Below are 26,288 nucleotides of genomic sequence, written 5' to 3' on the forward strand. Positions count from 1 at the left end.
GGTCTCCTTTTCGGTGAATATTGATAACTACTTTGATCATAACAAGAATCCGAACACGCAACAATTGACTAAATGATTCAATTTTCTAAAAAAAAATTAACCAGTGGTTATAAGAGCAATTAAAGCGGACTCAGAAAACTTGTCCCTTAGTTGTTTTTGTAGCAATCTTGACGCAAAAAAGACACCCATCTCTGAGTGTCTTACCAATGACTGATTCCCCATCTAGTAAACAGTCTTTATGCTTCACTTATTTGACGATTTTCTTGACCATGTCGAATAATGTTTTCACATCTTCTGGTCGCGTATCGCCAGTTTCTTTGTCAATAATCGAACTGTAAATATGCGGAATCACTTTTTTAACGCCTGCATCAATGGCGATTTGCAGAATTTCTTCGAAGTTTTCCAGATCAATTCCTCCGGTTGGTTCTAAATAAAAATCATATTTGGCGCAAGCTTCCGCAACTGCTTTGAATTCTTCTCTGTGCGCTAACCCTTTCATTGGGAAGTATTTAATGGAACTTCCACCCATGTCTTGCAGCATTTTAATGGCGGTCTCGATGGGAACCTCTGCCGCCGGTGCTTGTGAACTTAAAGGTCCAGTGGCAATATTGACGTACCCTACCTTGCCTGTTGGTGAAACCAATCCATTGATGACTGTATCGTTTTGTCCCAATAAAGCACGGGAAGTTCCTACACCAGTGAATACTTGGTTGACATGTTGCGGTTGTAAAGTACCAGATAGACGGGAAACCATCTGACTTTGGTTGGGATCTCCGGCGCCCAACCCAACGGACAATGCATTATCCGTTGCCGCTTGATATTTTTTCATGTCTTCGATCGCTGCTTCATCGCTAGTATAGTTTTTTGATAACACACCTAGTACGACATGTCCTACTGCTGCTTCATAACAAGCCTTCGCATTTTCAACTGAATGAGCCAATACATTTAAACATACGCGATCTTTATAATAATTTGGAATAACTGACAATTTAAAAGCCTCCTACATGATTTCTTTTAAGCGTTTAATGATTTTTTCCATTTCGTTTTGGTTGACCGAGCGAATATCAAACTCAATAATTCCATTATTTGCTTGATATTCACGTGTGTAGACTGCTGGGTTTTGTGCCTTTAGTTCTTCAATGACTTCTTTCGCAGATTTCTTGCCAGCAACCGTGACACTTGCGCGATAAATATCTCTCCCGGCGCCATCTTGAACGATTTTCGCTGATAAATCATGAAGTTGATTGATCGCCGCCACGAAAGGTGCCAATCGTTGTTTCATGGACTCACCGGATTCACTGCCATTTTGCAGGTAATCTTCTACTGCTTGTGTAAAGCCTAAAATATTGTCTTTGCCGATTTTCATTGCCCGACCGATCCCTTTAGACTGTAGACGAATCCATTGAATGTATTCCTTTTTCCCTATGACCAGACCGGCACTCGGACCTTCGATTGCTTTGGCGCCAGAATAGATAACAAGGTCGGCACCCATTTCACTGTATTTGAACAAGTCTTCTTCCGCGGCTGCGTCAACGATCAATGGCAAGTGATGGGCTTTGGCAACTTCTACCATCTCCGACACCGTCAGCATACTTTTCTGCACGGTATGATGGCTTTTAATATATAGAAGTGCGGCTGTTTCTTCCGTGATCATCCTAGCGACATGCGCCGGTGTACACATATTTGCATATCCCGCTTCGACGACTTGTCCACCCCCTTGAGCAACCATTACTTCAACCGGTGTGCCGTAGTCTACATTGTGACCCTTAGGTACGACGATCTCCCGTCTCGTGATTTTTCCCGTGTAGGGATGATAAACATGGTACAGGTCGCCTTGACCAATCAAAGCCGCGACAGATTGGGCAATCCCTGCTGAAGCAGAAGAAACGATCTGCGCATCTTCCACCTTCAATAACTGAGAAAGGTAGGCGCCAGTTTTCACAGCCAGATCACTCATTTCAAAAAAATGTTCGCCGCCAAATCGTTGTGCGGCTAGCACATTTTCAGATACTTTCGAGACACCGAGTATCGTCATTTTTCCCGAGGCATTGATGACTTCCTTTAAAGCAAACTTTTCATAGCTAATTGTCATGAATGACGCCTCCAATAATTGTTTTGACTGGAACAATTTGTTCTTTCGCTATCCGTGTAAACCCATTGGAATCTTTCAGTTCTTTTTCATTTTCGACAATCTCAAAGATCGTCAAATCGGCATCAAAACCAACAGTCAATTGACCTTTCTTCGCCAAGTGGAAATTTTTAGCAGGAACTGCGGTAACTTTCTCAATGATCTCTTCCCACGAGTAGCCTACTACTCTCAACTTTTCCAGCGTAGTAGCCAGATCAAAGACTGGCCCATTCGTACGATTGCGGATATAAATATCTGTACTGATCGAGTTTGCTTTGAGACCTGCTTTTAAAGCTGTTTCGGCAACGTGGAAATTAAAGCTGTCTGTTCCATGACCGATATCAAAGACAACGCCTTTTTTATACGCATCCCAAACAAAGTCTTTGATTTGATCCGTGGCTTGGTCTAAAATGCCGTTCGGTTTTCCATTAAAACAATGGGTCAATACGTCGCCTTTTTCCATTCTTGTCAATACTTCTTCTAATTCAGGAGGCGCGGAACCAATATGAACCATCAATGGCAAGTCATTGTTTTCTGATTGGATTTTTTTGGCTAACTCTAAGGGTGTGATGCCATTCTCTCCGACAACTGTTTTGCTCATTCTTGCCTTGATCCCTACAATAAATTCCGGAAGCTCTGCTAATGCAGATCTGACTAGATCTTCTTGGATTTTTGTTAGATCGGCAAGTTCATCTTGTTCGACGATCCCCCATTTAGAGATGTTCATTAGCGCATACACATTTGTTTTGACTGATTTCGTCAGTTGATAAAAATCGCGAATATTTTCTGCACCAGTAGTCCCTGCATCAATAACCGTTGTTACTCCCTTTTGGACCCCTATTTGATCGGGATAATCATAATACAGGTTCATCTTTTCATAACAGTGGACATGATCATCGATCCAACCGGCAGAGAGATAGGAATTGCCGGATAAATCAATCACTTCTCGTGCCGGCTCATTGATCTCTGAAGCAACTGCTTTGATTATGCCTTTTTCCAACGCAACTTCCACTTTGCTGCCATCGATTAATTTGCCATTTTTGATTAAAGTATCAAACATTTCATTGCCTTCTTTCTATTGAATTACCGCTGGGAAGATCGCACCTAAGATCATTGCGCCTAAAATAGCGCCACCGGCAATTGGTTTTTTCCAAGCATAAAAAGCCAACGCGCCTAATGTCGCCCCGATGCCAATGGGAATAGAGGCTGCACAAGCACTTAAAATGATCAATGGGCCTAAAAACCGGCCGGAGGAATTTCCGGCGCCCATCATAACATCTGCGCCAAAAGTTGAATTTGACTGATTGATGGTGAATTTGCGAATCAACACGATAATGCCGCCAACGATCAGACCCAAGACCAATCCGGTCAATAACGAGAGGGCAAAATTATCGATAGGCGCTGTTATTTTCATACTTAAGAGAATGGCTGGAACGCCAATTCCGATCCCAGTTAAAATCGAACCGCCTAAGTCCAAGATCCCTACCAAAGAGCCTTCCAAAATCCTAGCAAATAAGAAACTCGCCCCAAAAGCTGCCGCAGCCCCATAGGAACCGCCATCCAAGCCGGCTTTTAGCATCGCAACGATCGAAACTTCATTGAATGCACCGACGCCATACACGACATACATATGGGTTCCTGAGAATACAGCCGCTGACATGATTCCTACGATCAATGGGAAAGACCAGTCTGCAAACCAAAAACTCTTTTGCCGTTTTGCTTCTACTGCTTTTACCTGTTCTTCTGTCTCCATGATTTCCCTCCTATTTCACACTAAAGATGTTGTGCAAGTTATCAAGCCAATGAGGTACTTGAAGTTGGAAACTCTTGATCATTTCCATATCAAATCCACGGAAAAATCCGCTGAAAACAAAAAGTAAAACAATCGCAATCATCATACTCTTCGTGACCCGATTCCAACCACTCTCATCGACGCCTTTACCGATTAAGATTCCTAGAACAACGCCAGGAACCGCATTGCCCATGATCAGTTGCGCAATCCCGCCAAAAAGCGTCCCCCAGAAACCTGTTCGTTTCCCTGCATCTAAAGCCGCCAACCAGAAGATCACTGGCATCACGGTATTGATCAGAATCGTCGCTGCCGGTACCAACACGGAAACAGCGGTTACTTGTAACGCCTCTGGAATCGCTGCAGCTGTCGTATTCAAGAAAGCGACTACTAACGCGCCAATAACAGCTCCAATGATCCCCATTTTTTTCGGATCATGCATTGTCTGGCTGACATCTTTGTTTTTGGCTAAAAGAGCCGCAGCTGCCCAGTTAGGCACGATGCGATGGGTCACATCTTGCGTGAAAGCTCCAGCGCCAACTGAAGAAGCCCAAGCATTAAAGAAAAAACCTAATCCAAAGGAAAAATGGGAGGCAGCATCCCCCATGCAGGCATTCATCTCCCCTAATGTTCTAAAAGCTCCTAATCCTTGCGTACTGGGCGCATGAAACATACGAGCTGCTCCGACAGATGCAGAGAAACCGAGTAAGCCCCCGATGATGATCGATTTAGTTAAAATAATGACAAAATCCACGTTATTCCCTCCTCCTTATGATTCAAATCAAAGTTTTTTCGTTACAAACGGTAAAACAATCCCATTGGGGTCTTCTGTGAGGTGTTGAGTGAAAGGTACATCTGCCAAACGTATTTCTGTCACAGTTACTGTGACAGAAAGTTCGACTTCATAATTCACTCGTTGCCGGGGAAAAAAGAAGAATAGAAAGCGTTCTGTGTATTTGTTTTCGACCGCCTTCAACACCTCCACATTGACTGGTTCGATGCGCAATAATACTTTCGCCGATGCCATTAGTTTGTTTTGGATCTCTGCGAGTGCTGATGCAAAGGCATGTTGCTTAGTTTCTCCTTTACCGGAGACGATGACTTTTTGCTGAGTTGTCTTTTGAACGCTCATCTTGTGTGCCCTCTTTCTATTTTCCATGCTTTTTGATAAATTCTTCCGTCAAGCGTCTTCCTAGCTCTTCTTGATCCATGAAACCAAATCCTAGCACGGTTTTACCATCTTTGATGGCTGTGACTCCTTCTTCAATCGAACGCATCCCATGACGTTCTGGATACCCATATTTATTTGCGGCTGTTAAGGCTCCAGCCCCACCGCTCCCGCAAAAAGAAATTCCCATATCGGCATTCTCTTGTTGCATGACATCACCTAAACGCATATCTGCGCCCATTCCCGGAACAACAACTGCCTTGCCGCCAGCTGCTTCTACACCTTTAGCTACGTTTTGTCCTTTTCCCATACGATCTGCAATAACTACTGTAATCATGACTGTTTCCTCCTAAATATTAATTATTTTTTGCTGTTTCAAAATGAATCGATAAAACATACATCTCATCTTCACCTAAATCACCAATCGTTCGAACGACCTCATCGGAAATCGCAATGGCTTCTTTGGATACTTCTCGGAACAATTCCCGATCAACAGCGGGAATCTTTTCTCCTTTTTGAGAGCGTTTCAGCATCTCGTTCAAGTGATTGATCAAAATCGTCCACTGAAGTTCAGTAGGTTCAATGGCATATTCTGCAAGTCGCTCTTCGACCAAAGCAATCACTTGTTTTAATTTTTCCTGGTTTTGACTTTCCTCGATCATAGTTATCGCTTCTGCTGACAGTTTCACTAGCTTGACGCTCCTTCTTTTATATATGAAAATAATGCGCTGATTTCTGATTTGTTGATGCCTAAATTATTTTCAGCAAAAATTGCTTCAATTTCTCCTACCAACGCTTCTCGGTTCAAAATGATTTGGTCGACTTGGCTGCCTTCTGCTAAATATTGCTGATCAAATGTGATGCGATGGACCATTAAGAAAACATGGAGCAAAAAGGCTTCTCGGTACTCTTGGATCAATTCAGACTCTAATGTGACAAGTAACTGTTCATAGATCGTATATGCCTTTAAAATCAGTTCCTTGCTGAAGTCTCCCAGAGTTTCCTTATTGATAGGTGCTTCATTGAGAACTAATTGGTGCCGCCTATCCTGACTTGTTGAAGCGAGGATTTTTTTGATCATTTGCTGGATGTTTTGCAGATCCTGCTCAGTCGGCAGCGGATGGACTTTGATGAAAGGCCGATCAATGCCATTGATCGGAAAAATACTAATGACCAGATCCGGATCCTTCGCGGCAATCACCTTTTGTGCATTTAAGACTGAAGCAAAAGCTACAATAGTAATATTGTTCAATTCTTCGTTGATCTTTTGCTTAATTAAACTTGTCACGCCTAACCCCGTTGAACAAACGTAAACCGCTCGAACACTTCGCAAGTCTTCTTCTCTTTCGTAGGAAACCAGAAAGTGCAACGCAATGTAGGCAACAAAAGAATCATTGATCAAGAGTTTCTCGCTTATTTCTTGGAGGGCTGCTTGATTGATAGCAGCAAACAATTCAGGATATTTCTGTTTGATGTCCTCTTTAAACGGATTGTACTCATTGACAAAATTTTTCCTTCTTGAGAGACGCATAGACAAATGGGCGTAGAGATTCGTCAATAATTGGGGGTCTTGATAAAACGGAAAATTGATTTTCTTGCTTACCTTATAAATCATATTCTCTACCAATTTCATGACATCTTGCTGATGGATCGTATCGAAGGTATCACTATAAATATAGTCATATTCATCTTCAAATAATGGCAATTGATAGTAATCAAACACCTGCTGCATCACCCGATACGAAAGATCGTTTTTTTCTATTTCGTGTTCAGGAATCAATTGGTACCGTCCAATCGTGGCCTCTTTGCGCAAGCGAACAGTGGCGATCGTTACGCGAATCAGAATATTTAGTAGTTCTGCATAATTTAGTTTTTCCAGATTTTCGGATTCCAGTAAGCGCCGCATCCGAATGATGACTTGATTAAAGACCTCCTGCAACGGCGTTTCCTTCGCAGAATACATTTCGAAACATTCCGTTTCTCTGCCATTTAGCAACAACGCCATTAATTTATAGATGTCATAGTCCGTAAACTCTTTTTGCAGAATCTCCTCGATCGTTAACCGAACCAAACGTTCGTTGCCAGTGATCCAAAATCCCTTGCGTGTCTGGCGATTCAGAACTAAACCTTCTTTGAGAAAGTGATGTTCCAACTCATCTAAATCATTCATGATCGTATCTTTACTTACTTCTAGCGCATTGGCTAGCTTTAGAGCCGTGATCGCTTCCTTGGTAACAAGAAGCATGATCAACAGGCGATTGATCCGTAAGCTTTGATCGGCAAATAGCTCCAGACGATTGACATCCATCAACTCGCTTTTTAATTTGATTCGATCAGAATCACTCACACTGAGCCAAATTCCCTGACTCCGTTTGCTGTACAGTTCTTGATTCCGCTCAATCAGCCAATCACGGATATCATCCAGATCATATTTGATCGTTCGCACACTGACATTTTCTTTTTCAGCTAACTGTTTGATCGTTACCGGTTCAGTCATTTCTAACAAGTAAATCAAAAGCTGGCTTTCTCTTTTGGTAAGCTGCTGCATCGTTCTCGCTCCTTACACCGCTAAATATAAGCGTTTTCTTAACTAGTCACAATATGAAATGTTTGCACTTAGATTAGTGCAAATGATCGTAATTTAACAACTCATCAACTTATTCACAAGCTTATCCCCCCTCAAAACCGCAACTTTGACCCTTTAATTATTGCACTAAGTAGACCCTTTACAAAATTTCGATGCCATTTTTTCTGCTTTTTTTATTTTATGACATTAATCCAACTGACAGATATCCTTCACCTCGATGTATCAGAAAACGATTCCCCGCATGACATCATTAAACAGCAAAAAACACTTTCCAACTTTTGGAAAGTGTCAGGAAATAGGATATGAACGTGTTCGTTTTCTTGATTGATTGTTATTTAATCTGGTAATTGTGTATCAATGAAACCGTTAGACATATCCATCTTGATTAACTTTGAACAGCTATTTATTGAATCAGGAGAAGAAACAGTTCAAGATCAATACACTTGAGAACCAATGAAAACCCACTAATGCTATGCCATTTGTCATTAAAACTACTTCCATTTGTACTCGCCTACTTCATTTCAAACTCTTTGCCGAATTTTATTAGATACATTTTTTCCAAAGTGTCCTCTAACAAATACAACTTCCTAGGGGAGATAAATGCATTCTTCCAGTCCCAATTCACCAAATCATACTTTCCAATGTCCGCCATCGCTCTTACTTCTTCAATCGATAAGTTCAATTCTTTACTTAGTTCATCGATTTTTTGGATTTGTTTTTTTCTTCTGAGAGCCGTTGGTACATTGATCGAAGAAATGACCACCATAAACCCTAAAAAAGAGGTCCATTCATAATAAAAGTCAAATACATTACATACAAATAACAGAAACAAGCCTAACAAGAAGAAAATAATCGAATACAACCAATCGATCTTTTCATTAGCTACCATCTTTTTCACGTTGATGGCCTCCTTCCTACTTCCCTTCAAGACAAACAATAAAAAATACAGAAAGCAACTCGCTTGATTTCAGCCGCTCCCAGCTATATTTTACTATGGTTCTGATGGACTATTCGTTAAATATTTTTCACTATTCTTCTATTTTTTTCAACCTTAACCGCAACACAAGATACATCATACCTCCAAAAAAGCAACCTCCGAGAATGGAAGCAGCAATTCTGTCTGGTGAAACGATGTAATCAATGAAATTTTCTTCATCCAGCATCATACTTAGCAATCCATTCAATAAGTGAATCGCAACTGCAAAGTAGATACCCAGTCCGATCCCTTTAAGAAACGTCTTCTTCTTTTCTTTTGCCATATCTTTGGCTTCTACTTCGTTTTCTGTCAATTTTAAGCGTGCTGTGGCAAACAGAACATAACCGCAAACGATAAAGACTGTAAAGAATATATTACAGCCAATAAAAATCCATAACGCCAGCTCTGGTTCCTTAGATGCAAAAAGCGTCACCAGTAAATTGGCAATCATCATATAGCCAAACATCAGCATAAACGCATTATTGCCAATATGTTCTACTTGGCTTTTTTTGTATTCATCTAAGACACCAGAAATACCATAAAACCGCTTGATTATTTTTACTGCCAATCCTTCTTTAGCCTTCATCACTTTCTACCTCCCAAAACAAAGAATTTAAATCCGTTTGCAGTACTTTAGCAAGCTTAATACATAAATCAAGAGAAGGATTATACTTATTATTTTCAATCAAATTGATCGTTTGTCTTGCCACCCCAATCTCTTTAGCTAAAGCATTCTGAGATAAATTCATCTTCTGTCGAAATTCTCGGACTCTATTCATTCTTTTCTCCTATTTAGTCATATATATGTGACACAAGCGTACTACTTATCTCTTTTTCTGTCAAATATATATGACATATTACCAAGCTAGTGTAAACTCCCAGCAATCGATCTCACAAGCTTTGTAGAGAGTATAAAATTTATAATCCATATCAGCAAATCTAGGCTAGAAGTACGTAAAAAAGACCCTTCCAATGGAACAGACCATCATTACATAAGATAACTATTCTAGTAGAATGGAATAAGCTTTGCATGTTCCACATTCTGTAACCAGCATCTTTCGTTTATGAGACGATACGCTAAAAACTTCTTTCTTAATCCTCTCATCATAGAACTCTTCTTTTTTCTCGAATCACTTTTTGCTATACTAATTGAACATATCGAAATTTTTATTGTTTATGGAGGAACCATGCAAAAATTTATTGGAAACAAAGCTTTTTACAGGACTGTTTTAACGATCGCCATTCCGATCATGATCCAAAATGCCATCACTAATTTTGTCGGTTTATTAGACAATTTAATGGTAGGACAAATAGGAACGGCCCAAATGTCTGGCGTGGCGATCGTTAACCAACTGATTTTCGTTTTTAACTTAAGTATCTTTGGCATTGTTTCTGCCGGTAGTATTTTTGGTACCCAATTTTATGGGAAAAAGGATTATCAAGGGATGCGAGATGCCTTTCGTTTCAAGCTAGCGGGCAATCTTTTGATTTGTTTGTTGGCGATGGGGCTGCTGTTCTTTTGCCAAGATTTTTTGATTCGCTTATATTTACACGGTACCGGTGACAGTGCAGAACTGACACTTGCTTTGACGTCTGCCAAAGAATTTCTAGTCATTCTTTTGTTTAGTCTGCCGTTTTTTGCTATTTCTCAAGCTTATGCCAGTTCTTTACGCGAAATGGGCAAAACCATGGTACCGATGTTTGCCAGCAGTATCGCTGTCGTCACGAACACAGCATTGAATTTCTTATTGATTTTTGGTTTGTTTTTCTTCCCCACTTTAGGGGTGCGAGGTGCCGCGATCTCCACATTGATTGCCCGCATCGTCGAATGTGCCATCACGATGTATTGGGTACATCGCCATGAGGAAGAGAATCCGTTTGCCATTCGGGTCTACCATCAATTCCATGTCCCATTGCATTTGGTGAAACAGATTCTGCGTAAAGGATCACCATTGATGGCAAATGAAATCCTTTGGGCGATCGGGCAGACAATGATTATTCAAGCTTATTCTGTTCGAGGACTATCAGTGATTGCTTCCTTGAACATCTCATCCACCGTCTCCAATTTGTTCAATATTGTCTATATGGCACTCGGCGGTGCCGTTGCGGTCATGGTAGGGCAACTTCTTGGAGCCGCTAAATTTGAAGAAGCCAAAGACAGCGCCCGGAAACTGCTTTTCTTTTCCGTCATGAGTTGTCTTGTACTTGGTCTTTTGATGATCCTAGTCGCACCATTCTTTCCAGAAATTTATCAAACCGAACTCGAAGTCAAACATCTGGCGAGTCAATTCATCAAAGTCGCCGCACTGTGTATGCCTATGTACGCCTTTAATCATGCCAGCTATTTTATTTTACGTTCAGGTGGGCAAACCTTGATCACCTTCTTATTTGACAGTGTCTTTACCTGGGTGATCGTCTTGCCTCTAGCCTTTGTATTAAGTACCCACACCAGTCTTTCGATTGTCTTAGTCTACTTGTTCTGCCAACTAGCAGAACTATTGAAGAGCGGGATTGGGTATCGTTTGATTCGATCCGATCTTTGGGTGAAGAATATTGTGCATTGAGGAAAAGTTTCAACATAGGGGATGAAAAAACCCAATATGCCTTTAGTCAAGCTCTAAGAGGTCCCTCAATTTGAAAAACACGGTATACCGTGCTATACTGTTACTACAAATAGATAGTTCAAAGCTATAACCAAAAAGAGCCAATCGGGGGCAACCGAATTGGCTCTTTTCTTTCGTTCATCTATAGACTAGACAAACGTGAGGCTAGCTGTCTTTTTTGTCCTTGGAATCTAGCCATTTATTGATGTGATGGGCAACCACAGCAATCATAACTCCAAGTAAGACGTCAAATAGATAATTCATTCGCTATAACCTCCCTTCTTGCTGAGGTTTTCAGCCAAAAAAGGAAGACAGCAAAATTATTATAGCATAGTACCATTTATACCTTGTCATACTATTCAAAACGAGTTTAGGGGAATCTTCTGGATACTGCGGATCAAGGGGGATTATCGTTAGTCAACTGATTTTCATTGCAGAATCATACTTATCTCTTTTATCACATATAAATACTTCCAAAAGTCTTTTTCCCATTGATCTTGAACCGTTACATGTTCCCAAGGCATTGAATGTTTTTCGAATTCAACAAAATGCCTGATTTTCACGTTTTCTCTAGCCGCTATTATCAGATTCGCGACCCGTTCATTCTTGTGCTGGGCCCAGTCAAATAACCAATGATCATCTTTTTGATAATTGTATTCGTAAGGCAAGAATGTCATACTCTCTTCACACAAGATATTTAGAATCGTTTGGTCCAAATATTGGTATTTATTCTCATTGATCATTTCTAAAAATTTATTCGTGGTGATCAGATTGTTATATGTTTCGACATTAAAAAGGATAACACCTGAATTAACGTAATTTTTCATTGTCGCTACGCCGAACTGTTTTCCATAATCTTGATCATCGCTAATTGCGGAAAAGTAGAAATCTCTAATCGCTGCGATGGCTTTTTCTTGTGTAACTAAGGGAAATAACTTTTCAACATCTTCATAAACAATCGTATCGTTATCTAAGTACAAAATTTTATTATATGAAGAAAAATACGCTGGCACGAAAAGCCGCCAAAGAGTCACTTCTGGAAATCTGTTATTTTGATAATTTTTGATTTCTTTTATTTCTTCAGGGGGATTCCAAAAATGGATAATTACATTCTCTTTTTGTAAAGCAATAGGAATTTGTTTTATTGTGACCATATCTTTTTCCGTAACGTCTTGCACGATAATCAATATATCTAGAAGTGCTCCTTTATAGTTGTTAATCACTGATGTCACTGACACTGCTGTCAATTGAATATGCTTGCCTGTAACACAATACACTACTGCATGTTTACTCATATGTCCCTCCATCATTAAACCTCACTCTATATTTACTCATTGTCACATGCTTTTGCCTAAATATCCTAAAGTGTCCCGTAAATGGGACACTTTATCTGATACTCAGTAAAACCGCACTAAAAAGACGCTCCGCAAACAAATTTGCGAAGCGTCAGTACCTCTTTCTTAATACAATTTTGTTGCCTTTTATCGACGATTTCACTCATCCCAACTTCCAGCAACATGACAATATACTTTGGTCGCACTTTCTATTTGTACTCTGGCAAATAATCCCCATGGGCTTCAATCAATTCATCCACTAAGCAAGTAATTGCTTCTAAAGAGAGTTCCGAAGAGAGATGTGGGTCTAGGTAAGCGGCTTGATAGATCTTCGACCGATCGAATGTCAATGCGGCTTCGACGGTTAATTCTTGTACGTTGATGTTTGTCCGATTCAGAGCAGCCAATTGGGTAGGCAGTTGGCCTATATATGTCGGTTGAATGCCATTCTTGTCCACAAGACAGGGAACTTCCACACAGCAGTCTTCGGGAAGATTGGTTATAAGTCCTTTGTTCAAAACATTCCCTGCGATAACAGAAGGTGTACCAGTGACAATTGAATCCATAATGTATGACGCATATTCATTACTGCGGGTATGGGTCAATTCGCCATTCATTACAATACTTTCTCGCATCTGATTCCAGTCATTTATTTGATTTTCACAGCGGCGCAAATATTCATCCAGTGGAATATCAAAGTCATCGATCAATTCTGGGTACAATTTTTTTATAAAGTAAGGATGATACTCTGCATTGTGCTCACTGGATTCTGTGATGTAATAGCCAAAACGATTCATCAATTCGAAACGCACCGAATCTTGATGAGGATGTGGTTTTGCTGCTGCTAGTTCTCTGATTTTTGGATAAAAATCTTTCCCGTCTTTCGTTAATTCCAATAAGAAAGCCATATGGTTGATCCCCGCGATCTTCCACTGAAATTCCTCCGCCTGATATTGTTCTGAAATCCCAAGCTGTTTAAACAAATCGGACACACAAACTTGAACACTATGACAAAGTCCAACAGTTTTAATCTTCGTTGCTTTCAAGATACCCATGGTCAGCATCGCCATTGGATTGGTGTAATTTAGTAACCAAGCTTGCGGGCAGACCTCCTCCATTTCTCTTGCAAATTCTAGCATCACTGGCAATGTCCGCAAGGTTCGGAAAATCCCACCGATCCCCATGGTGTCACCAATGGTTTGTCTTAGACCGTATTTTTTGGGAATCTCAAAATCGATCACTGTAGATGGCTGGTACCCACCTACTTGGATGGCATTGATGACAAAATCGGCACCTGTTAAAGCTTCTTTGCGATCTTGATAGGTTCGGATTTTTGCCCGACTATGGTTGGCATTTTTATTGATCGTTCTCAACATTAGCTCTGATTCTCTAAGTCGTTGTTGATCGATATCGTATAATGCAATATCGGCATGGGATAAACTTGGTGTCAGCATCGCATCTCCTAATACGTTTTTAGCAAATATCGTGCTTCCTGCACCAATAAATGTTATTTTAACCATATCTTTGCTCCTCTCAATCTGTTTCATATCTTTTCAAAAAACATAAACCGGCTATTTCCCAATTGATAACTTTTACTCCATCTATTGTTGTTCTATTTTTGCCTGTAACAAGACATAATTTTTCAGCACTAGATACATTGATACACTCCCGGAAAAGAACAACAGGAACATCGGAAAGAGAAACCCTATACCGGCTATGAGAAGAAGGAAAATCAAGACTTTGGCTGTTTGAACTGGAAATGCCAACGCAAAGCAGCATGCCGAGAAAAAAGTCTGATACAGCGATCTTTTCCCATAAACACTGATAGGAAATACATAGACAAGCATGAATAACGTACCAATGATCGTCAACAGTATGGGGATGCGCAGACCGATAAAAAGCGGCTCTTCAGATGTTAAAACTAGGTGCAGGTTGAACCCTAAACTACCGAGAATCAACCAACAGAAGAAACCTAGTCTATTGCTGCGAAAAAACATTTTTTTAAAGCAGACAAAAAACTGCTTCACGGTCCATTCAGTTTCTCCTTCTATGACAAACCCCTTCAGCATAATAAAACTCGTGATCGTTGCTGGAAAAAAACCGAAGATGCCGATCCCTAAAAGAGTAAACCCTAACCAGAGAATGTTCAGATACGCCAATTTCATTATCCATTCTAGATACTGTGCCAGTTGATTGATTTTCATTCACTCATCCTTTTTCTTTATCCCTTGATCCCTGTCAGTGTAATGCCTTCGATAATATAACGTTGGGCGAACAAGTAAACCAAAATAATCGGAATCACTGAAATCGTAGCACCTGCCATCATGTAGGACCAATTGGTCACATAGAGCCCTTTAAAGTTATTCAGCAATAAAGGAACCGTGAATTTTTCTGGCGTCGAAAGATAGATCAGCGCATCCATAAAGTTATTGTACGTGCCCATAAAAATAAAGATCGTCATAGCCGCAAGCGCTGGCTTGATCAATGGCAATATGACACTCCAGTAAATACGGGGGATACTCGCACCATCCATCACCGCCGCTTCTTCTAATTCTTTGGGGATTCCCCGAATAAATTGCCTTAATAAGAAAACCGCAAAGGCATTAAACAATGCCCCGGGAATGATCAACGGCAGGTGGGTATTTAACCAGTCCAACTTATCCATGATCAAATACAATGGAATCATAGTGACTTGCTTGGGAATCATCATTGTCGCTAAAAACAGCAGAAACAGTGCCTCGGAGCCTTTGAATCTCAGTTTTGCAAAGGCATAAGCAGCCATCGAACCAGTGAAAAGCTGGCAAACAACAACAATGATCGTAATGTAGAAGCTATTCCAATAGGCACGACCAAAAGGCATCGCCTGCAATGAATGAAGGTAATTTTGCCAAACAATTGGATTCGGGAACCAGACAGGCGGCAGTGCAAAAATCTGTGTCATATTTTTTAAGGAACTGCCGATCGTCCACAAAAAAGGAAAAACCATCAAAAAAGAACCGATTGCTAGCAATCCATGTAGACACCATTTGCCTACGCTATTTCTCTTATTCTTCATAATGAACCCACCTTTTTTGCGCATAGAATTGAATCAATGTAAGGAGCAAAATCGCGACAAACAAGATGACCGCACCTGCTGCACTCGATCCAAAGCGAAAATCGATAAAGGCCTGCTGATAAATATGATAAACAAGTGTATAACTGGCTTTCCCGGGACCTCCCCGAGTCAGGACAAACGCTTGGTCAAACACTTGGAAGGAACTGATAATCGCCATAATAGACAGGAAAAACGTCGTTGGAGAAAGCATTGGCAATGTGATCTTAAAAAATTGCTGCACTTTGCTGGCACCATCCATTTGCGCGGCTTCATAATACGACTTGGAGATATTTTGAATACCTGCTAAAAAAATCACCATGTTGTAGCCTAGCTGCCACCAGATACTTAACACAGCGATCGATAACATCACGATCCTCGTATCTGTTAGCCAATTAGGTCCTTGGATACCGATCATCCCCAACACTTGATTCAATATTCCAATATCACCATTCAAAATCCACATCCACATAACAGACACAGAGACTGAACTTGTCACAACCGGCATAAAGAAGAACAAGCGATACACATTTTTTCCCGTGCGTTTATTCAAAGCTACTGCTAACACCAGTGCCAAACTCAGACCTATGGGAACAGTGAGTAAGGTATAAAGCAACGTATTGTATGTGGCTGTCCAAAAATCAGGATTAGCGAATTGATTGATATAATTCTGAATCCCTACAAACGTCCGAGCACCAAATCCATCCCATGACATGAAACTCAATCCAATCGCGATCGCTACTGGAATCAAAGAAAAAATAATCAGACCCACTAATTGTGGCGTTAGAAATAACCAGGCCCATTTTGTCGTGCGTTTGTACATCCGACCACCTCCTTATATATAAGTATTTTTACGGTTGATTGGCTTCGATCAGTTCATTGGCTGTTTTTTCCAAGCGAACGACAGCTTCATCAAGTTCCAACTGCCCTAAGAAGAGCAAATCAAGAATGCTTTCTAATTGATCACTTAGTCCTGGCACCAATGCTTGCTTATCTTCTACTTTGCCGATATCTCTGGCATCGATTAAATACTTAGCATGTTCCGGTATCGCGGCACTTTCGATGATGTCATCCGCTGTCGTCACAGAAGGGACAGCGTTTCCTTCATTTTCTAATCGATCTCGCTGCCCTTGCTCAGAAGTATAATAAGATAGAAAACGCAATGCTTCTTCTTTATTTTTGGAATGATCCCCTACCGCTAAATACGCGGTTGCGATAAAACTAGGCTCGATTTGTTCACCTGTATTGGTAGGATAGGGAATATAATCAAACGCCAAGGCATCATTTTCACTGAACATTGGTGTAAACCAACGTCCCGCCGACACAAAGGCCGTTTGATTGGACATAAACATGCATCGCCACCTTGTCCTTCTGGTAAAGCACCTGCATAGATAAAATTCCCATCAACTACGTTTTGCGTCAAATACGCAAAAGTTTCTATTCCTCGTTCGTTCTCAGGTAAAACAAACGAACCATCTTCGCCATACATTTCTCCACCATTTGACCACAGCCAGCTGAAGTAATGATGCGCACCATTTTCTAAGACATGACCATACTTCCCGCTAGCAGTAACTGTCTCATTTATCTTTTGGAAATTTTCCCACGTCCAGTTTCCAGATTCATATAATTTTTGCGGTTCGTTAGGATCAAGCCCAGCTTCTTCTAGGACTTTTTTGTTGTAATAAAGCAGCATCGGATTGGAATCGACAGAGACACCATAAATCTGGTTCTCTCTTCGAGCAGGTCCCCATATCCCTGGAGCAAAATCATCAATACTGACATAACTATCTTCAGATTTCAGGAAGTCTGTTAACTCAATAATTCTTCCCGTTGCGATCAATTGCGCCATTTGCACCTCCCCGACATAAAATAAATCCGGGGCTTGACTTCCTTGCAATTGCGTGAGCAATTGCTGCAAGTACGTATCACTAGGTGCAGGAATCAATTTAATGGTTACGTTTTCATTTTGTTTCATATAGGCATCAATCGCTCGTTGATAGACTTCTTGCTCAGCAGGATTTCCCCAGGCGGTCATCGTTAACGAAACTTTCCCCTCGTTATTGCCAGACTCTCCCTGTTTTGGTTCATTGGAACAAGCAGATAAAAACAAGATACTGACAAAACAGATTAACCCTAGCAAACTCATTTTCTTTCTCACGTAAATTCCTCCTTATAATTGTTTGGTTGAATATAAACTAAACCCTAAGACTTCCCGACATACATGGTTTGAAAATAAAGCGGTTAATGCTTACTAATCTCTCCCCTTTCGCTTACTACGATTGAAGTTTTATTACCGGTGCTTTTAGGAAAGTCTAAGGTGTGTTGTTAAAGTTTCAGCCGGTTCAATGTGAACATACTCTGTTGTATTTCATATGAATGATGAAACACCATCATTCGTTGATAGATTAGCGGCTGCAATTAACTTCTTTTTACCGAAGTGTTTTGACAACATTTACCTAAAAAAAGGTAATGACAACTAGTTTTTATAGAAATAGATGAGCCGAGTATGTTTCTAGAAGTATAAGTTTCTCTTTTCACCTAGTCCATAATGAGTATCATTCATATCGTATCTATTTCGTATACAAAATATCTTATCACAACAAAATAGATATTTGTATAAATATATCTATTTTATATACAAAACATACCTATTTTGTATTCTGTGATACGATTTTATAAAACAGGTACGTGAGGTGCATTACTGATGTCTCAACAAGAGAACTTATACGACTACTCAAAAATTGGGGAAAATGTGATTAATCTGAGAGAAAGCAAGAATTATTCCCAAGCTCATCTAGCAAAGCTAATGAACCTTAATAAAAATGTTCTTGGCAGAATCGAACGAGGTGAGCGTCCTTTAAGAGATACAGAGATTTTAAAACTAGCAGAAATATTTAATGTATCTACAGATTTAATTCTTGATAATCAAATCGAAATTGTACCCAATGTACAAGAGAATTTCTTAGACTATCGAAATAAAAGTCAAAAAGATATTTCTAAACAAACGGCTAAGTTTATTGAATATCTGAAAAAAGAACCTAACTTGACCTTCGCAGGAAAAGAGCTTACTAGTGAAGAACGAAAGAATATCACTATGGCATTTGAAGTGACGAGTCGTTTGATAAACGAAACCCTTGCACGAAAATAGACTACCCAGTTGACTGTAGATTGTGCCTTTAGGAAAAGCTCGGCAAAAATAGGTTTTCCTTACATACAGAAGTAAGAAGCACTCGAGAAAAGAATTTTTTTCTTGAATGCTTCTTGTTTTGTATACACGTTTTATTTTATATTTTTGATGCGTGATATTTTTTATACCTATTAAAGGTTAGACTTTACTTTCTACCATGATCATCCATTGAAATCAATTCACCTACTTCACCGATCCCAACATCCCAGCCACAAAATACTTTTGCAGCGAGAAAAAGACCACCATTGTTGGCAGGATTGCAATCACGATCGCCAGCATCATTAAGCCGTAATCTGGATTATTGGTGGCGCCGATGACAGAAATCATCAGAGGAAAGGTTTGCTTTTCTGGTGATTGAAGGGTGATCAACGGCCACAGGTAGCTGTTCCAACTATTGATGAAGGTAATGGTGGCAGCCGCTGCATAAGTTGTTTTCATAGTTGGCATGTATATTCGGAAAAACAAGACTAGTTCCGACAGGCCATCCATTTGCACCCCTTGGATGTACTTTTATTCTGCCATAAACAACAAGCGCGACTTTCGCCCATTTCCGTCAATAAATGGACGAATTGAGGGGAAATCTAAAACAAGGAAAGAAATAAGTAAAGGTCTACCTCCGCCTCCTGAATGGCTTAATTTTATTGGTAACACAACTCTTTAATTAAATCCGGCGTCAAATACGCCGATACCGGTGAGAAGTGAACTCGTTCGTTACCAGCCAGATTTTTTTCAGTAATAACCATATCGCCATTTTTAAATTTTCCTTTATAACTTTTGGCTGAGTAATTATAAAGATTTTTTGAAGCGTTAACATATCGTTCGATACGATGCGAATGAAATCGTAACTATAATTTTAATAATCCACTTCGTATCTTGTCTTGCATTCAGTCAGAGTCAATCGTGGTCCTTATCCGATTTCAAGCCAGCTGCAATGTCGATTTCCCAGTGACCAAACTCTTCCCGAATGTTTACTACATCTGTGATTGTTTCTCCAGTTTCATCTGATGATTTACATAGGCCATGAATTTTTGGACATAAACCCATTTGGGTTGCTTAATAGAGTTTAATAGAGTCTTGTCATATGCCGCCTTTCTAGCATCAGCAGAGTAGACGTAGTATTCAAATTCATAGACTTTGCCATTTTACTTTTGTTTACGAATCTGGCGAATGGTGCCATCCTTAATTTCTGTGTAAATTGTTTTGCGGCGCAACCGAGTTTATCCGCAATTTTGTTCCCAGACATTGGCTTGTCAAACGAGCGAAGTGTTTCGATTGTACAAGTTCCTTATAAGTCAGGTGTTTTCCTTTGAGTGGTCCTGTGGTATTTTCGGTTTGCGGCATCGCGATTTCATCCTTACTGATTATGTAAGAATTTCAATAATCCATGACATTTTGCGATGACATCTTTTTATTTTAGCAACTGGTTAAGTTCATTATAAAACTCGCCATATTAATTTATTTTTCAATGAAAGTAAAAAACTACAAACCATCCACAGACGATTTGTAGTTTTATAATACTATTTTCCTTACATCAAACTCTGATACAATTCAACAATCTCATCAACGTTGGTATCACGCGGATTACCCGGCGTACAAACATCCTTGAAAGCATCTTCAGCGATTTGCGCTAAATCTTCGGCTTTGACACCCAACTCAGAAATCGTTGCCGGAATGCCAACATCTTTACTCAATTGATCCACCGCGGCACAAGCAGCGTCACGGACTTCTTCGATTGACAAAGTATCAGCATTCTCAACGCCTAAAACGCGGGCAATGTCGCGATATTTTTCACCAGTGAAGTCTTTGTTATATTTCATAATCGTTGGCAATAATGAAGCACAAGCCACGCCGTGAGGAATATTATACCAAGCAGACAACGGATGCGCCATCCCATGAACTAGACCTAATCCAACGTTAGAAAAGCCCATACCAGCCACATATTGGGCCAAGGCCATATCCTCTCGCCCTTTTTGATCGCCGTTGACAGAATCACGTAAAGAACGGCCCACAATTTCAATCGCTTTGATATGCAACATATCCGTCATTTCCCAAGCACCTTTAGTGATGTAGCCTTCGATGGCGTGGGTCATAGCATCCATACCAGTTGCAGCACAAAGTCCTTTAGGCATCCCCATCATCATGTCGCTATCAATGAACGCCACGATTGGGATATCGTGAGGGTCAACACAGACAAATTTACGGTGATTATTTTCATCAGTAATTACATAGTTAATTGTCACTTCAGCAGCTGTTCCGGAAGTTGTTGGTACCGCCAAAATTGGCAGACATGGATTTTTCGTATCGGCAACACCTTCTAAGCTAAGTACATCGGTAAATTCTGGGTTGGTCACAATGATACCGATGGCTTTGGCTGTATCGATTGGTGAACCGCCACCAATAGCGATGATGCAGTCCGCACCAGAATTTTTGACAAATTCCACGCCGTCTTTAACGTTTTGAATAGTTGGATTTGGCACGATGGCATCGTAGACTTCATAATCAACACCCGCTTGATCCAATAATTCAATAACTTTTGTTGCTACTTCAAATTTGATCAAGTCTTTGTCTGTGATGACGCAAGCTTTCTTGAAACCACGTGCATTAAATTCATTAGATACTTCACCGATGGCTCCTTTACCATGATAAGATACTTCGTTTAAGATCATTCTGTTTGCCATTTTCATACACTCCTTGTTATATTTCTCACAATACGTTCAATAAAAGTAGTATAGTAGGAAGCTTAAAACTTCCTACTATACAATACCTTAATCATGCTATGCTTTAATAATGCCTTCTTTTGGTGTAATGTTAAAGAATGCACACAATTCTACCAATTGTTCATCAGTGATGCCTGTGGTAATACGTTTGTCAACGGTTTCCATGTAGATTTTTGCTGCCTTATTGACTGTTTCAATCAAGCCAAAAGCGTCGTTCAAACTACTACCGGAAGCTAAAATACCGTGGTGCGCCCAAACAACAATGCGGCAAGTTTCCATTTTCTTAGCAGTGGCTAAGCCGATTTCTTCATTCCCGCAGACCATCCAAGGTAAAACGCCAACGCCATCGGGGAAGACTACGATACATTCAGTAATCATCGACCACAATGTCCGAGTAAATGAGGTGTCGTCCAATTCATGAACGAAGGTCATTTCGGAAATTTCAGTGGCATGATTATGGACGATAACGCGATGTTCCGGATCTGCTTTCAAGCGTGTACCATGTGACAATAAATGCATGTAAATTTCACTAGTTGGTTTGTTATCATTAGCAAAACCAGCCACGATCGTGTAACCATTTTCTTCTACTCGAATGACACCGACTGTACTTTCGACATCATCACGAACTAGACGGAAGTTACTACCTGATGCAGTGATAACGATATACTTGCCCACCATGTTTTCTGGAATACTGACCATTTCGTAAAAACGTCCGTTTTCATCAATATCTATTTCCTTTACTTCATCGTCAAACAGGATATAGCTGATGTTCCCGCCATTTTTTTCATCCCAGCCCATGTTCCACATGGTGTAAGTTAAATCTGCTAGTTCTCTCACTACTTTGTGATCTTTATAGTCAGCCATTTTTCTGATATCTCCTCTTTTTTTCTACATATTCCTGATGTTTCTGATCCCATTCTTCATCATACTTTTTGAACAAAAGGTCATAGCCGTATCGCTTGATAACCAATACAAGCACTAAGGCTAATAAACTTAGAAACCAGTCATTTGCTAAAAATCCATAAATCAATAGTCCCATGTCGAATAAAATTACTGTAATCCAAAACAATTTTTGTTGGACAATGGTTTTATTCATTTTCCATACCAATGGTTGCATTGTATTTTTTCTTATTTTGATACATGATGTAGAACAATGCTAACCAACCTACTAATAAAACAATGCTGATGATATTGCCAGAAAAGGCCGTTGAGAACAAGTAACGAATGTCTGGACCTTCAAAAGTACTCCATGATAACATTTTGCCTTTATCAACAGTAGCTGCCCCTGTTTCATTAGCTAAACGAGTGATGTATGGTGCAAAATAAGTCGCGCCGTACAAGAATAGTGGTGCTGAAATGACACCGTGGAAGATCATCCGTCCTAAGTTAGCATCAGTTAACAACAACGCGCCAATTACAAAAGATAAGTTGATAATACCGGCAAATGGTAAAACTTGGTTACCTGGTAAGACGATTGCCATTACTAGCAACACTGGGATTGTAATTATTACCGCTACCCATAATTCATTACGACCTGCCAAGATTGGCCAGTCTAAACCGATGAAGACTTCTTTGCCTTCGAATTTTTTCTTCATGAAATCAGAAATTGCTTCTGAAATTGGTGACAATGCTTGTGAGAATAATTTAGAAACCATTGGGAACAAGGTCAAAGCAGTAGCTGCTTGAACCGCTAGTTGTAAGGCACCTGCTACTCCATATCCTGATGCTAAACCTAGCAAGAAACCAATGATGGCACCCATCACTGAGTTTTCACCAAAGATCCCAATTTTTTCTTTCAATGAATCAGCATCCATTGGTTTGTTAAAGAATGGGATTTTTTTCAATAATTCATCGATTGGGAACAAGATGGTCGTAATCAAAGTAACAAAGTGAGGAACAGTTACCCCTGGAATCCCTGTCAATTTTTCAACTTCTGGTCCCCAGATATCGCCAGCTTTCAATTCAAGAATGATTTGGATAGAAGCAGCTACAAAGCCCCAAATTGCGCTACCGGAAATGTAAGAAACCATTACTGCTGTAAAGATTTTATTCCAAACATTCCACATATCAACGTTCAATGTTTTTGTTTGGTTCAAAGCCAGCAAGATGATGTTAATCCCAATGGTTAACGGAAACATCAAGAAGGCATAGGGCCAAGCCCAAGAGATGGAAGCCATCCCTGGCCAACCACCATCAACAGCTGGCAAGCTAATGCCAGTATTTTCTGCTAATTTCTGAGCGGCATCCCCCATGGAAGTCATCATGTAGTTAATCAAGATAGACATCCCAGTAAAAGCAATCCCTAAGGTCAAGGCAGAACTAAAGGCTTCAGAGAACTTCATCTTCATACACAAGCCGATGATTAACATCAAAGCTGGCACGAAAACGGCTGCGCCTAAGTCATTTAAGATGAAATTAATAACTGTTTGTAATGTTTCCATGTTTGATTAGCCCTCCTGAATAAGTTTGATGATTTTTTCGATTTCTTGGTCTTGACCCATACCTGTCAAGAAAGCAATTCCGTTAAAGACTGGAATATCGAATTCTTCTTTAGTTTTAACAATCGATACATAGGCATCGGCACCTTTAATATGGTGTTTCAATGATTTGATATCCACAGCTTCAACTTCAGCTGGAACCTTTCTTTCTTTTAATAATTTAGTAATCTTTGAAGCTACTGTTTGTGATGTTGCGACACCTGAACCACACGCTACGATAATTTTTTTCATGATAATTTTTCCTCCAATTTTTTTATAGATATTGATTAATAAGTGCTGTAATTTCTTCAATAGTTGTTGCTTTTTCATATTTCTCTACGAATGATGGATCAGCAAATGCGCCCATCAATTCAGCTAACAAACCCACTTGTTTTTTAGGGTCTTTAATCCCTAATACCAAAATATCTTTGACAGGTACCACAACGTCATCTGTACCCATTTGATAAAAATCAATGGGGTTACTTAAGCGGTTCACAGCTACGAAAGCTTCTTTTACATGAACCACATCAGTATGAGGAATGGCTACGGTGAAATTTTCCAATTGCAATCCTGTGGGATAATTATTTTCTCGTTCAGAAATTGCTGCTTTGAAGGTTTCTTTGACAACATTCTGTTCCAATAACCGATCTGATACTTGACTAAAGAAATCTATTTGGTCTGCTGCTTGCATGTTCAAGGCCATTAACTCTGGTTTAAACAGTTCTTTAAAACTCACTTTTCTTTCCCTCCTTCCTCACTAACAATTCTGACTAAATGTAATAAAAGATAAAAATCTTCTGAGTTACCAAAATTCATTTGATGGTCTTCTTGTAGCATCGTTTTAATCTTGTATAATATCTGGTTTTCAAAAGGATACAAACTTAACGCCAGCGTGTATAATTGCTGGAATTCTTTGTCGTTGATTTCATTCTTTCGCTGGCTGCTGTTCAAGTTACGAATGACAAAGTAACGTAGGTGGATAATGAAACGAGAAAAGTCGATGGATTCTCGCTTCAAAGGATGTCCTAGTTCTTGTTCCACCAGTTCCGCAATTTCATTTAAAATATCACTCAGCTCAACTACATTGCTCATTTCACCTTGATCAATCAAAGCATTCACAAAATGTAGCGTAAAAAACGAAACCTCCGCTTCTGGCAAATTCAATTGATACGATTTATTCAAGTAGTTCACCGACCACTCAGCTACCTGATGCTCTTTCGGATAGAGATACTTCAACTCATAGTGAAAAGGTTGGAAAATCTCTATTTGACCCGCGTACTTTTCCTCTAAAAACTGGATATGGCTAGCTAATGACAAGATAAAGTTGCCGGTAAACGCTTTTCCCAGTTCCATTTGGGCGTGTTCTGTCACCTCTTCTGCCATTTGGATGCTTTCTTCATCGATATCACCTAAAAGGTTTAAGAGATCAGTGCGCTCCGGCGCCATTTGGTAAACTTTGCTTACTAGAGCTTCATTTACTGGATCTCCCTTTTTCTTACCAAAGCCAATTCCTTTTCCGACGACGATACACTCGGATCCTTCATAGCGAACCAGTAAAGCATTTTGGTTCAATGATTGAAGCACTTTCATTTTCTTTATGCACCTCCTGTATGAACCTCCTGTACGCACCTCCCGTCAAAAAAAATCAGGCATCATCAATAAACACTCCTAGCGTTAGATATAACGCCAAAATCCTTATTGATGATGCCTGATTGAACAGTTACACTCATCTAGTATTTAGTTTGTTATCATTTACAAGAACTATAATATCATCTTTTTTGAAAACGTCAACATTTTAGCGAAATTATTTTTTACATAATTTTAGCATCTTGATAAAAAGACTGTTTTATCAAGGGTTTACCACTAAATACTCAACAGGATATTTCTTGTATTTAAAATAGTATTCCCGATTCTACTGATAAAATTTTCGAATCACCCGACAAGGATTATCATAAATCAAGACACCATCAAGACTATCGCGAGTCACAACACTGCCGGCACCGATCACCACATCAGAGCCAATAGTTACCTTTGGTAAATCGAGCTATTAGCCCCAATTCAGTAATTATCACCCATAACTAGGCGTGCCACCTTCAGCTTTTAGCTCACGCCGCAAATAAGTATCTAAGGCGTAGTCCAAGCGCCGACATTTGGCGCAATCAAGACATCATCACTGATAGTAATTGGTGCAATGTTTAATGGGGTGCAAGACTACACGTTTTTTTGATTTA

Annotated in this window: 29 protein-coding genes; 2 read left to right on the forward strand and 27 right to left on the reverse strand. The window is 39.9% G+C overall.

The annotated features are described in order from the left end of the window. Positions 1 to 247: 247 nt before the first annotated feature. From FE005_RS03970 to FE005_RS04025, 12 genes are all read right to left on the reverse strand, one after another. Positions 248 to 988: a KDGP aldolase family protein gene (locus tag FE005_RS03970; RefSeq protein ID WP_138371364.1), complete on the reverse strand. Its 741-nt coding sequence runs from the start codon at positions 986 to 988 to the stop codon at positions 248 to 250. A 12-nt stretch (positions 989 to 1,000) separates the two neighbouring features. Next, the gene (locus FE005_RS03975) at positions 1,001 to 2,092 is read right to left on the reverse strand and encodes a DgaE family pyridoxal phosphate-dependent ammonia lyase (protein ID WP_138371365.1); all 1,092 of its coding nucleotides are present in this window, start codon (positions 2,090 to 2,092) and stop codon (positions 1,001 to 1,003) included. Beyond that, positions 2,082 to 3,188, reverse strand: a complete 1,107-nt coding sequence (locus FE005_RS03980; protein ID WP_138371366.1) for an amidohydrolase/deacetylase family metallohydrolase — start codon at positions 3,186 to 3,188, stop codon at positions 2,082 to 2,084. Before FE005_RS03980 ends, FE005_RS03975 begins: the two co-directional genes overlap by 11 nt. Positions 3,189 to 3,203: 15 nt before the next feature. Next, complete coding sequence (locus FE005_RS03985; RefSeq protein WP_003128946.1) at positions 3,204 to 3,881, reverse strand: DUF4310 family protein; 678 nt, start codon at positions 3,879 to 3,881, stop codon at positions 3,204 to 3,206. A 10-nt stretch (positions 3,882 to 3,891) separates the two neighbouring features. Next, the gene (locus tag FE005_RS03990; RefSeq protein WP_003128944.1) at positions 3,892 to 4,671 is read right to left on the reverse strand and encodes a DUF4311 domain-containing protein; all 780 of its coding nucleotides are present in this window, start codon (positions 4,669 to 4,671) and stop codon (positions 3,892 to 3,894) included. 27 nt (positions 4,672 to 4,698) lie between these two features. Then, positions 4,699 to 5,049 (reverse strand): DUF4312 family protein, encoded by a 351-nt coding sequence (locus tag FE005_RS03995; RefSeq protein ID WP_138371367.1) that lies wholly within the window; start codon positions 5,047 to 5,049, stop codon positions 4,699 to 4,701. 16 nt (positions 5,050 to 5,065) lie between these two features. Further along, on the reverse strand, positions 5,066 to 5,422 hold the full coding sequence (locus tag FE005_RS04000; protein ID WP_081131151.1) for a glycine-rich SFCGS family protein: 357 nt from the start codon (positions 5,420 to 5,422) through the stop codon (positions 5,066 to 5,068). A 19-nt stretch (positions 5,423 to 5,441) separates the two neighbouring features. Next, positions 5,442 to 5,774, reverse strand: coding sequence for a PRD domain-containing protein (locus FE005_RS04005; protein WP_113849028.1), 333 nt, complete (start codon positions 5,772 to 5,774; stop codon positions 5,442 to 5,444). Next, positions 5,774 to 7,633, reverse strand: a complete 1,860-nt coding sequence (locus tag FE005_RS04010; RefSeq protein ID WP_138371368.1) for an HTH domain-containing protein — start codon at positions 7,631 to 7,633, stop codon at positions 5,774 to 5,776. Before FE005_RS04010 ends, FE005_RS04005 begins: the two co-directional genes overlap by 1 nt. Positions 7,634 to 8,183: 550 nt before the next feature. Next, on the reverse strand, positions 8,184 to 8,561 hold the full coding sequence (locus FE005_RS04015; RefSeq protein ID WP_230321029.1) for a hypothetical protein: 378 nt from the start codon (positions 8,559 to 8,561) through the stop codon (positions 8,184 to 8,186). A gap of 139 nt (positions 8,562 to 8,700) precedes the next feature. Continuing rightward, positions 8,701 to 9,234, reverse strand: coding sequence for a DUF3278 domain-containing protein (locus tag FE005_RS04020; protein WP_138371370.1), 534 nt, complete (start codon positions 9,232 to 9,234; stop codon positions 8,701 to 8,703). After that, positions 9,224 to 9,427, reverse strand: coding sequence for a helix-turn-helix transcriptional regulator (locus FE005_RS04025; protein ID WP_003128937.1), 204 nt, complete (start codon positions 9,425 to 9,427; stop codon positions 9,224 to 9,226). Before FE005_RS04025 ends, FE005_RS04020 begins: the two co-directional genes overlap by 11 nt. A gap of 408 nt (positions 9,428 to 9,835) precedes the next feature. Between FE005_RS04025 and FE005_RS04030 the strand changes: the two genes are divergently transcribed. Beyond that, complete coding sequence (locus FE005_RS04030) at positions 9,836 to 11,212, forward strand: MATE family efflux transporter (RefSeq protein ID WP_003128936.1); 1,377 nt, start codon at positions 9,836 to 9,838, stop codon at positions 11,210 to 11,212. Between the two features lie 467 nt (positions 11,213 to 11,679). Here FE005_RS04030 and FE005_RS04035 read toward each other — a convergent pair whose 3' ends face one another. The 7 genes from FE005_RS04035 to FE005_RS04060 form a co-directional block, all read right to left on the reverse strand. Further along, positions 11,680 to 12,546: a glycosyltransferase gene (locus FE005_RS04035; protein ID WP_138371371.1), complete on the reverse strand. Its 867-nt coding sequence runs from the start codon at positions 12,544 to 12,546 to the stop codon at positions 11,680 to 11,682. A 248-nt stretch (positions 12,547 to 12,794) separates the two neighbouring features. Continuing rightward, positions 12,795 to 14,105 (reverse strand): alpha-glucosidase/alpha-galactosidase, encoded by a 1,311-nt coding sequence (locus tag FE005_RS04040; protein WP_138371372.1) that lies wholly within the window; start codon positions 14,103 to 14,105, stop codon positions 12,795 to 12,797. 81 nt (positions 14,106 to 14,186) lie between these two features. Beyond that, complete coding sequence (locus FE005_RS04045) at positions 14,187 to 14,789, reverse strand: YesL family protein (RefSeq protein ID WP_113849022.1); 603 nt, start codon at positions 14,787 to 14,789, stop codon at positions 14,187 to 14,189. 17 nt (positions 14,790 to 14,806) lie between these two features. After that, a complete protein-coding gene (locus tag FE005_RS04050) occupies positions 14,807 to 15,640 on the reverse strand; it encodes a carbohydrate ABC transporter permease (protein WP_005469818.1) in 834 nt (277 codons plus the stop codon). Continuing rightward, positions 15,630 to 16,499: a carbohydrate ABC transporter permease gene (locus FE005_RS04055; protein ID WP_005469817.1), complete on the reverse strand. Its 870-nt coding sequence runs from the start codon at positions 16,497 to 16,499 to the stop codon at positions 15,630 to 15,632. The genes FE005_RS04050 and FE005_RS04055 overlap by 11 nt, the downstream gene beginning before the upstream one ends. Before the next feature lie 28 nt (positions 16,500 to 16,527). Beyond that, positions 16,528 to 16,974: an extracellular solute-binding protein gene (locus tag FE005_RS16970; RefSeq protein ID WP_254696998.1), complete on the reverse strand. Its 447-nt coding sequence runs from the start codon at positions 16,972 to 16,974 to the stop codon at positions 16,528 to 16,530. Then, a complete protein-coding gene (locus FE005_RS04060) occupies positions 16,875 to 17,834 on the reverse strand; it encodes an ABC transporter substrate-binding protein (RefSeq protein WP_254696999.1) in 960 nt (319 codons plus the stop codon). Before FE005_RS04060 ends, FE005_RS16970 begins: the two co-directional genes overlap by 100 nt. Before the next feature lie 546 nt (positions 17,835 to 18,380). Between FE005_RS04060 and FE005_RS04065 the strand changes: the two genes are divergently transcribed. Then, the gene (locus tag FE005_RS04065; protein WP_103300511.1) at positions 18,381 to 18,824 is read left to right on the forward strand and encodes a helix-turn-helix transcriptional regulator; all 444 of its coding nucleotides are present in this window, start codon (positions 18,381 to 18,383) and stop codon (positions 18,822 to 18,824) included. Between the two features lie 222 nt (positions 18,825 to 19,046). On the opposite strand, the gene FE005_RS04070 is transcribed toward FE005_RS04065, so the two are convergent. From FE005_RS04070 to FE005_RS04110, 8 genes are all read right to left on the reverse strand, one after another. After that, on the reverse strand, positions 19,047 to 19,352 hold the full coding sequence (locus tag FE005_RS04070) for an ABC transporter permease subunit (protein ID WP_225585894.1): 306 nt from the start codon (positions 19,350 to 19,352) through the stop codon (positions 19,047 to 19,049). A 1,037-nt stretch (positions 19,353 to 20,389) separates the two neighbouring features. After that, positions 20,390 to 21,541: a lactaldehyde reductase gene (fucO, locus tag FE005_RS04080; RefSeq protein WP_081131161.1), complete on the reverse strand. Its 1,152-nt coding sequence runs from the start codon at positions 21,539 to 21,541 to the stop codon at positions 20,390 to 20,392. A gap of 96 nt (positions 21,542 to 21,637) precedes the next feature. Further along, positions 21,638 to 22,444 (reverse strand): rhamnulose-1-phosphate aldolase, encoded by an 807-nt coding sequence (rhaD, locus tag FE005_RS04085; protein ID WP_113849020.1) that lies wholly within the window; start codon positions 22,442 to 22,444, stop codon positions 21,638 to 21,640. After that, positions 22,437 to 22,697 carry a hypothetical protein gene (locus tag FE005_RS04090; RefSeq protein ID WP_081131163.1) on the reverse strand — a complete coding sequence of 87 codons (261 nt, stop codon included), beginning with the start codon at positions 22,695 to 22,697 and terminating at the stop codon, positions 22,437 to 22,439. The genes rhaD and FE005_RS04090 overlap by 8 nt, the downstream gene beginning before the upstream one ends. Beyond that, entirely contained in the window at positions 22,669 to 24,021 is a 1,353-nt protein-coding gene (locus FE005_RS04095) for a PTS galactitol transporter subunit IIC (protein WP_081131164.1), read from the reverse strand. Before FE005_RS04095 ends, FE005_RS04090 begins: the two co-directional genes overlap by 29 nt. Before the next feature lie 6 nt (positions 24,022 to 24,027). Continuing rightward, positions 24,028 to 24,309, reverse strand: coding sequence for a PTS sugar transporter subunit IIB (locus tag FE005_RS04100; protein WP_081131165.1), 282 nt, complete (start codon positions 24,307 to 24,309; stop codon positions 24,028 to 24,030). Positions 24,310 to 24,331: 22 nt separating this feature from the next. Next, on the reverse strand, positions 24,332 to 24,793 hold the full coding sequence (locus FE005_RS04105) for a PTS sugar transporter subunit IIA (protein WP_138371373.1): 462 nt from the start codon (positions 24,791 to 24,793) through the stop codon (positions 24,332 to 24,334). Further along, positions 24,790 to 25,647, reverse strand: a complete 858-nt coding sequence (locus FE005_RS04110) for a PRD domain-containing protein (protein WP_081131167.1) — start codon at positions 25,645 to 25,647, stop codon at positions 24,790 to 24,792. Before FE005_RS04110 ends, FE005_RS04105 begins: the two co-directional genes overlap by 4 nt. Between the last annotated feature and the right edge of the window lie 641 nt (positions 25,648 to 26,288).

Origin of the sequence: Enterococcus sp. M190262 (assembly GCF_005843965.1) — a bacterium.
GTDB lineage: Bacteria > Bacillota > Bacilli > Lactobacillales > Enterococcaceae > Enterococcus_D > Enterococcus_D gallinarum.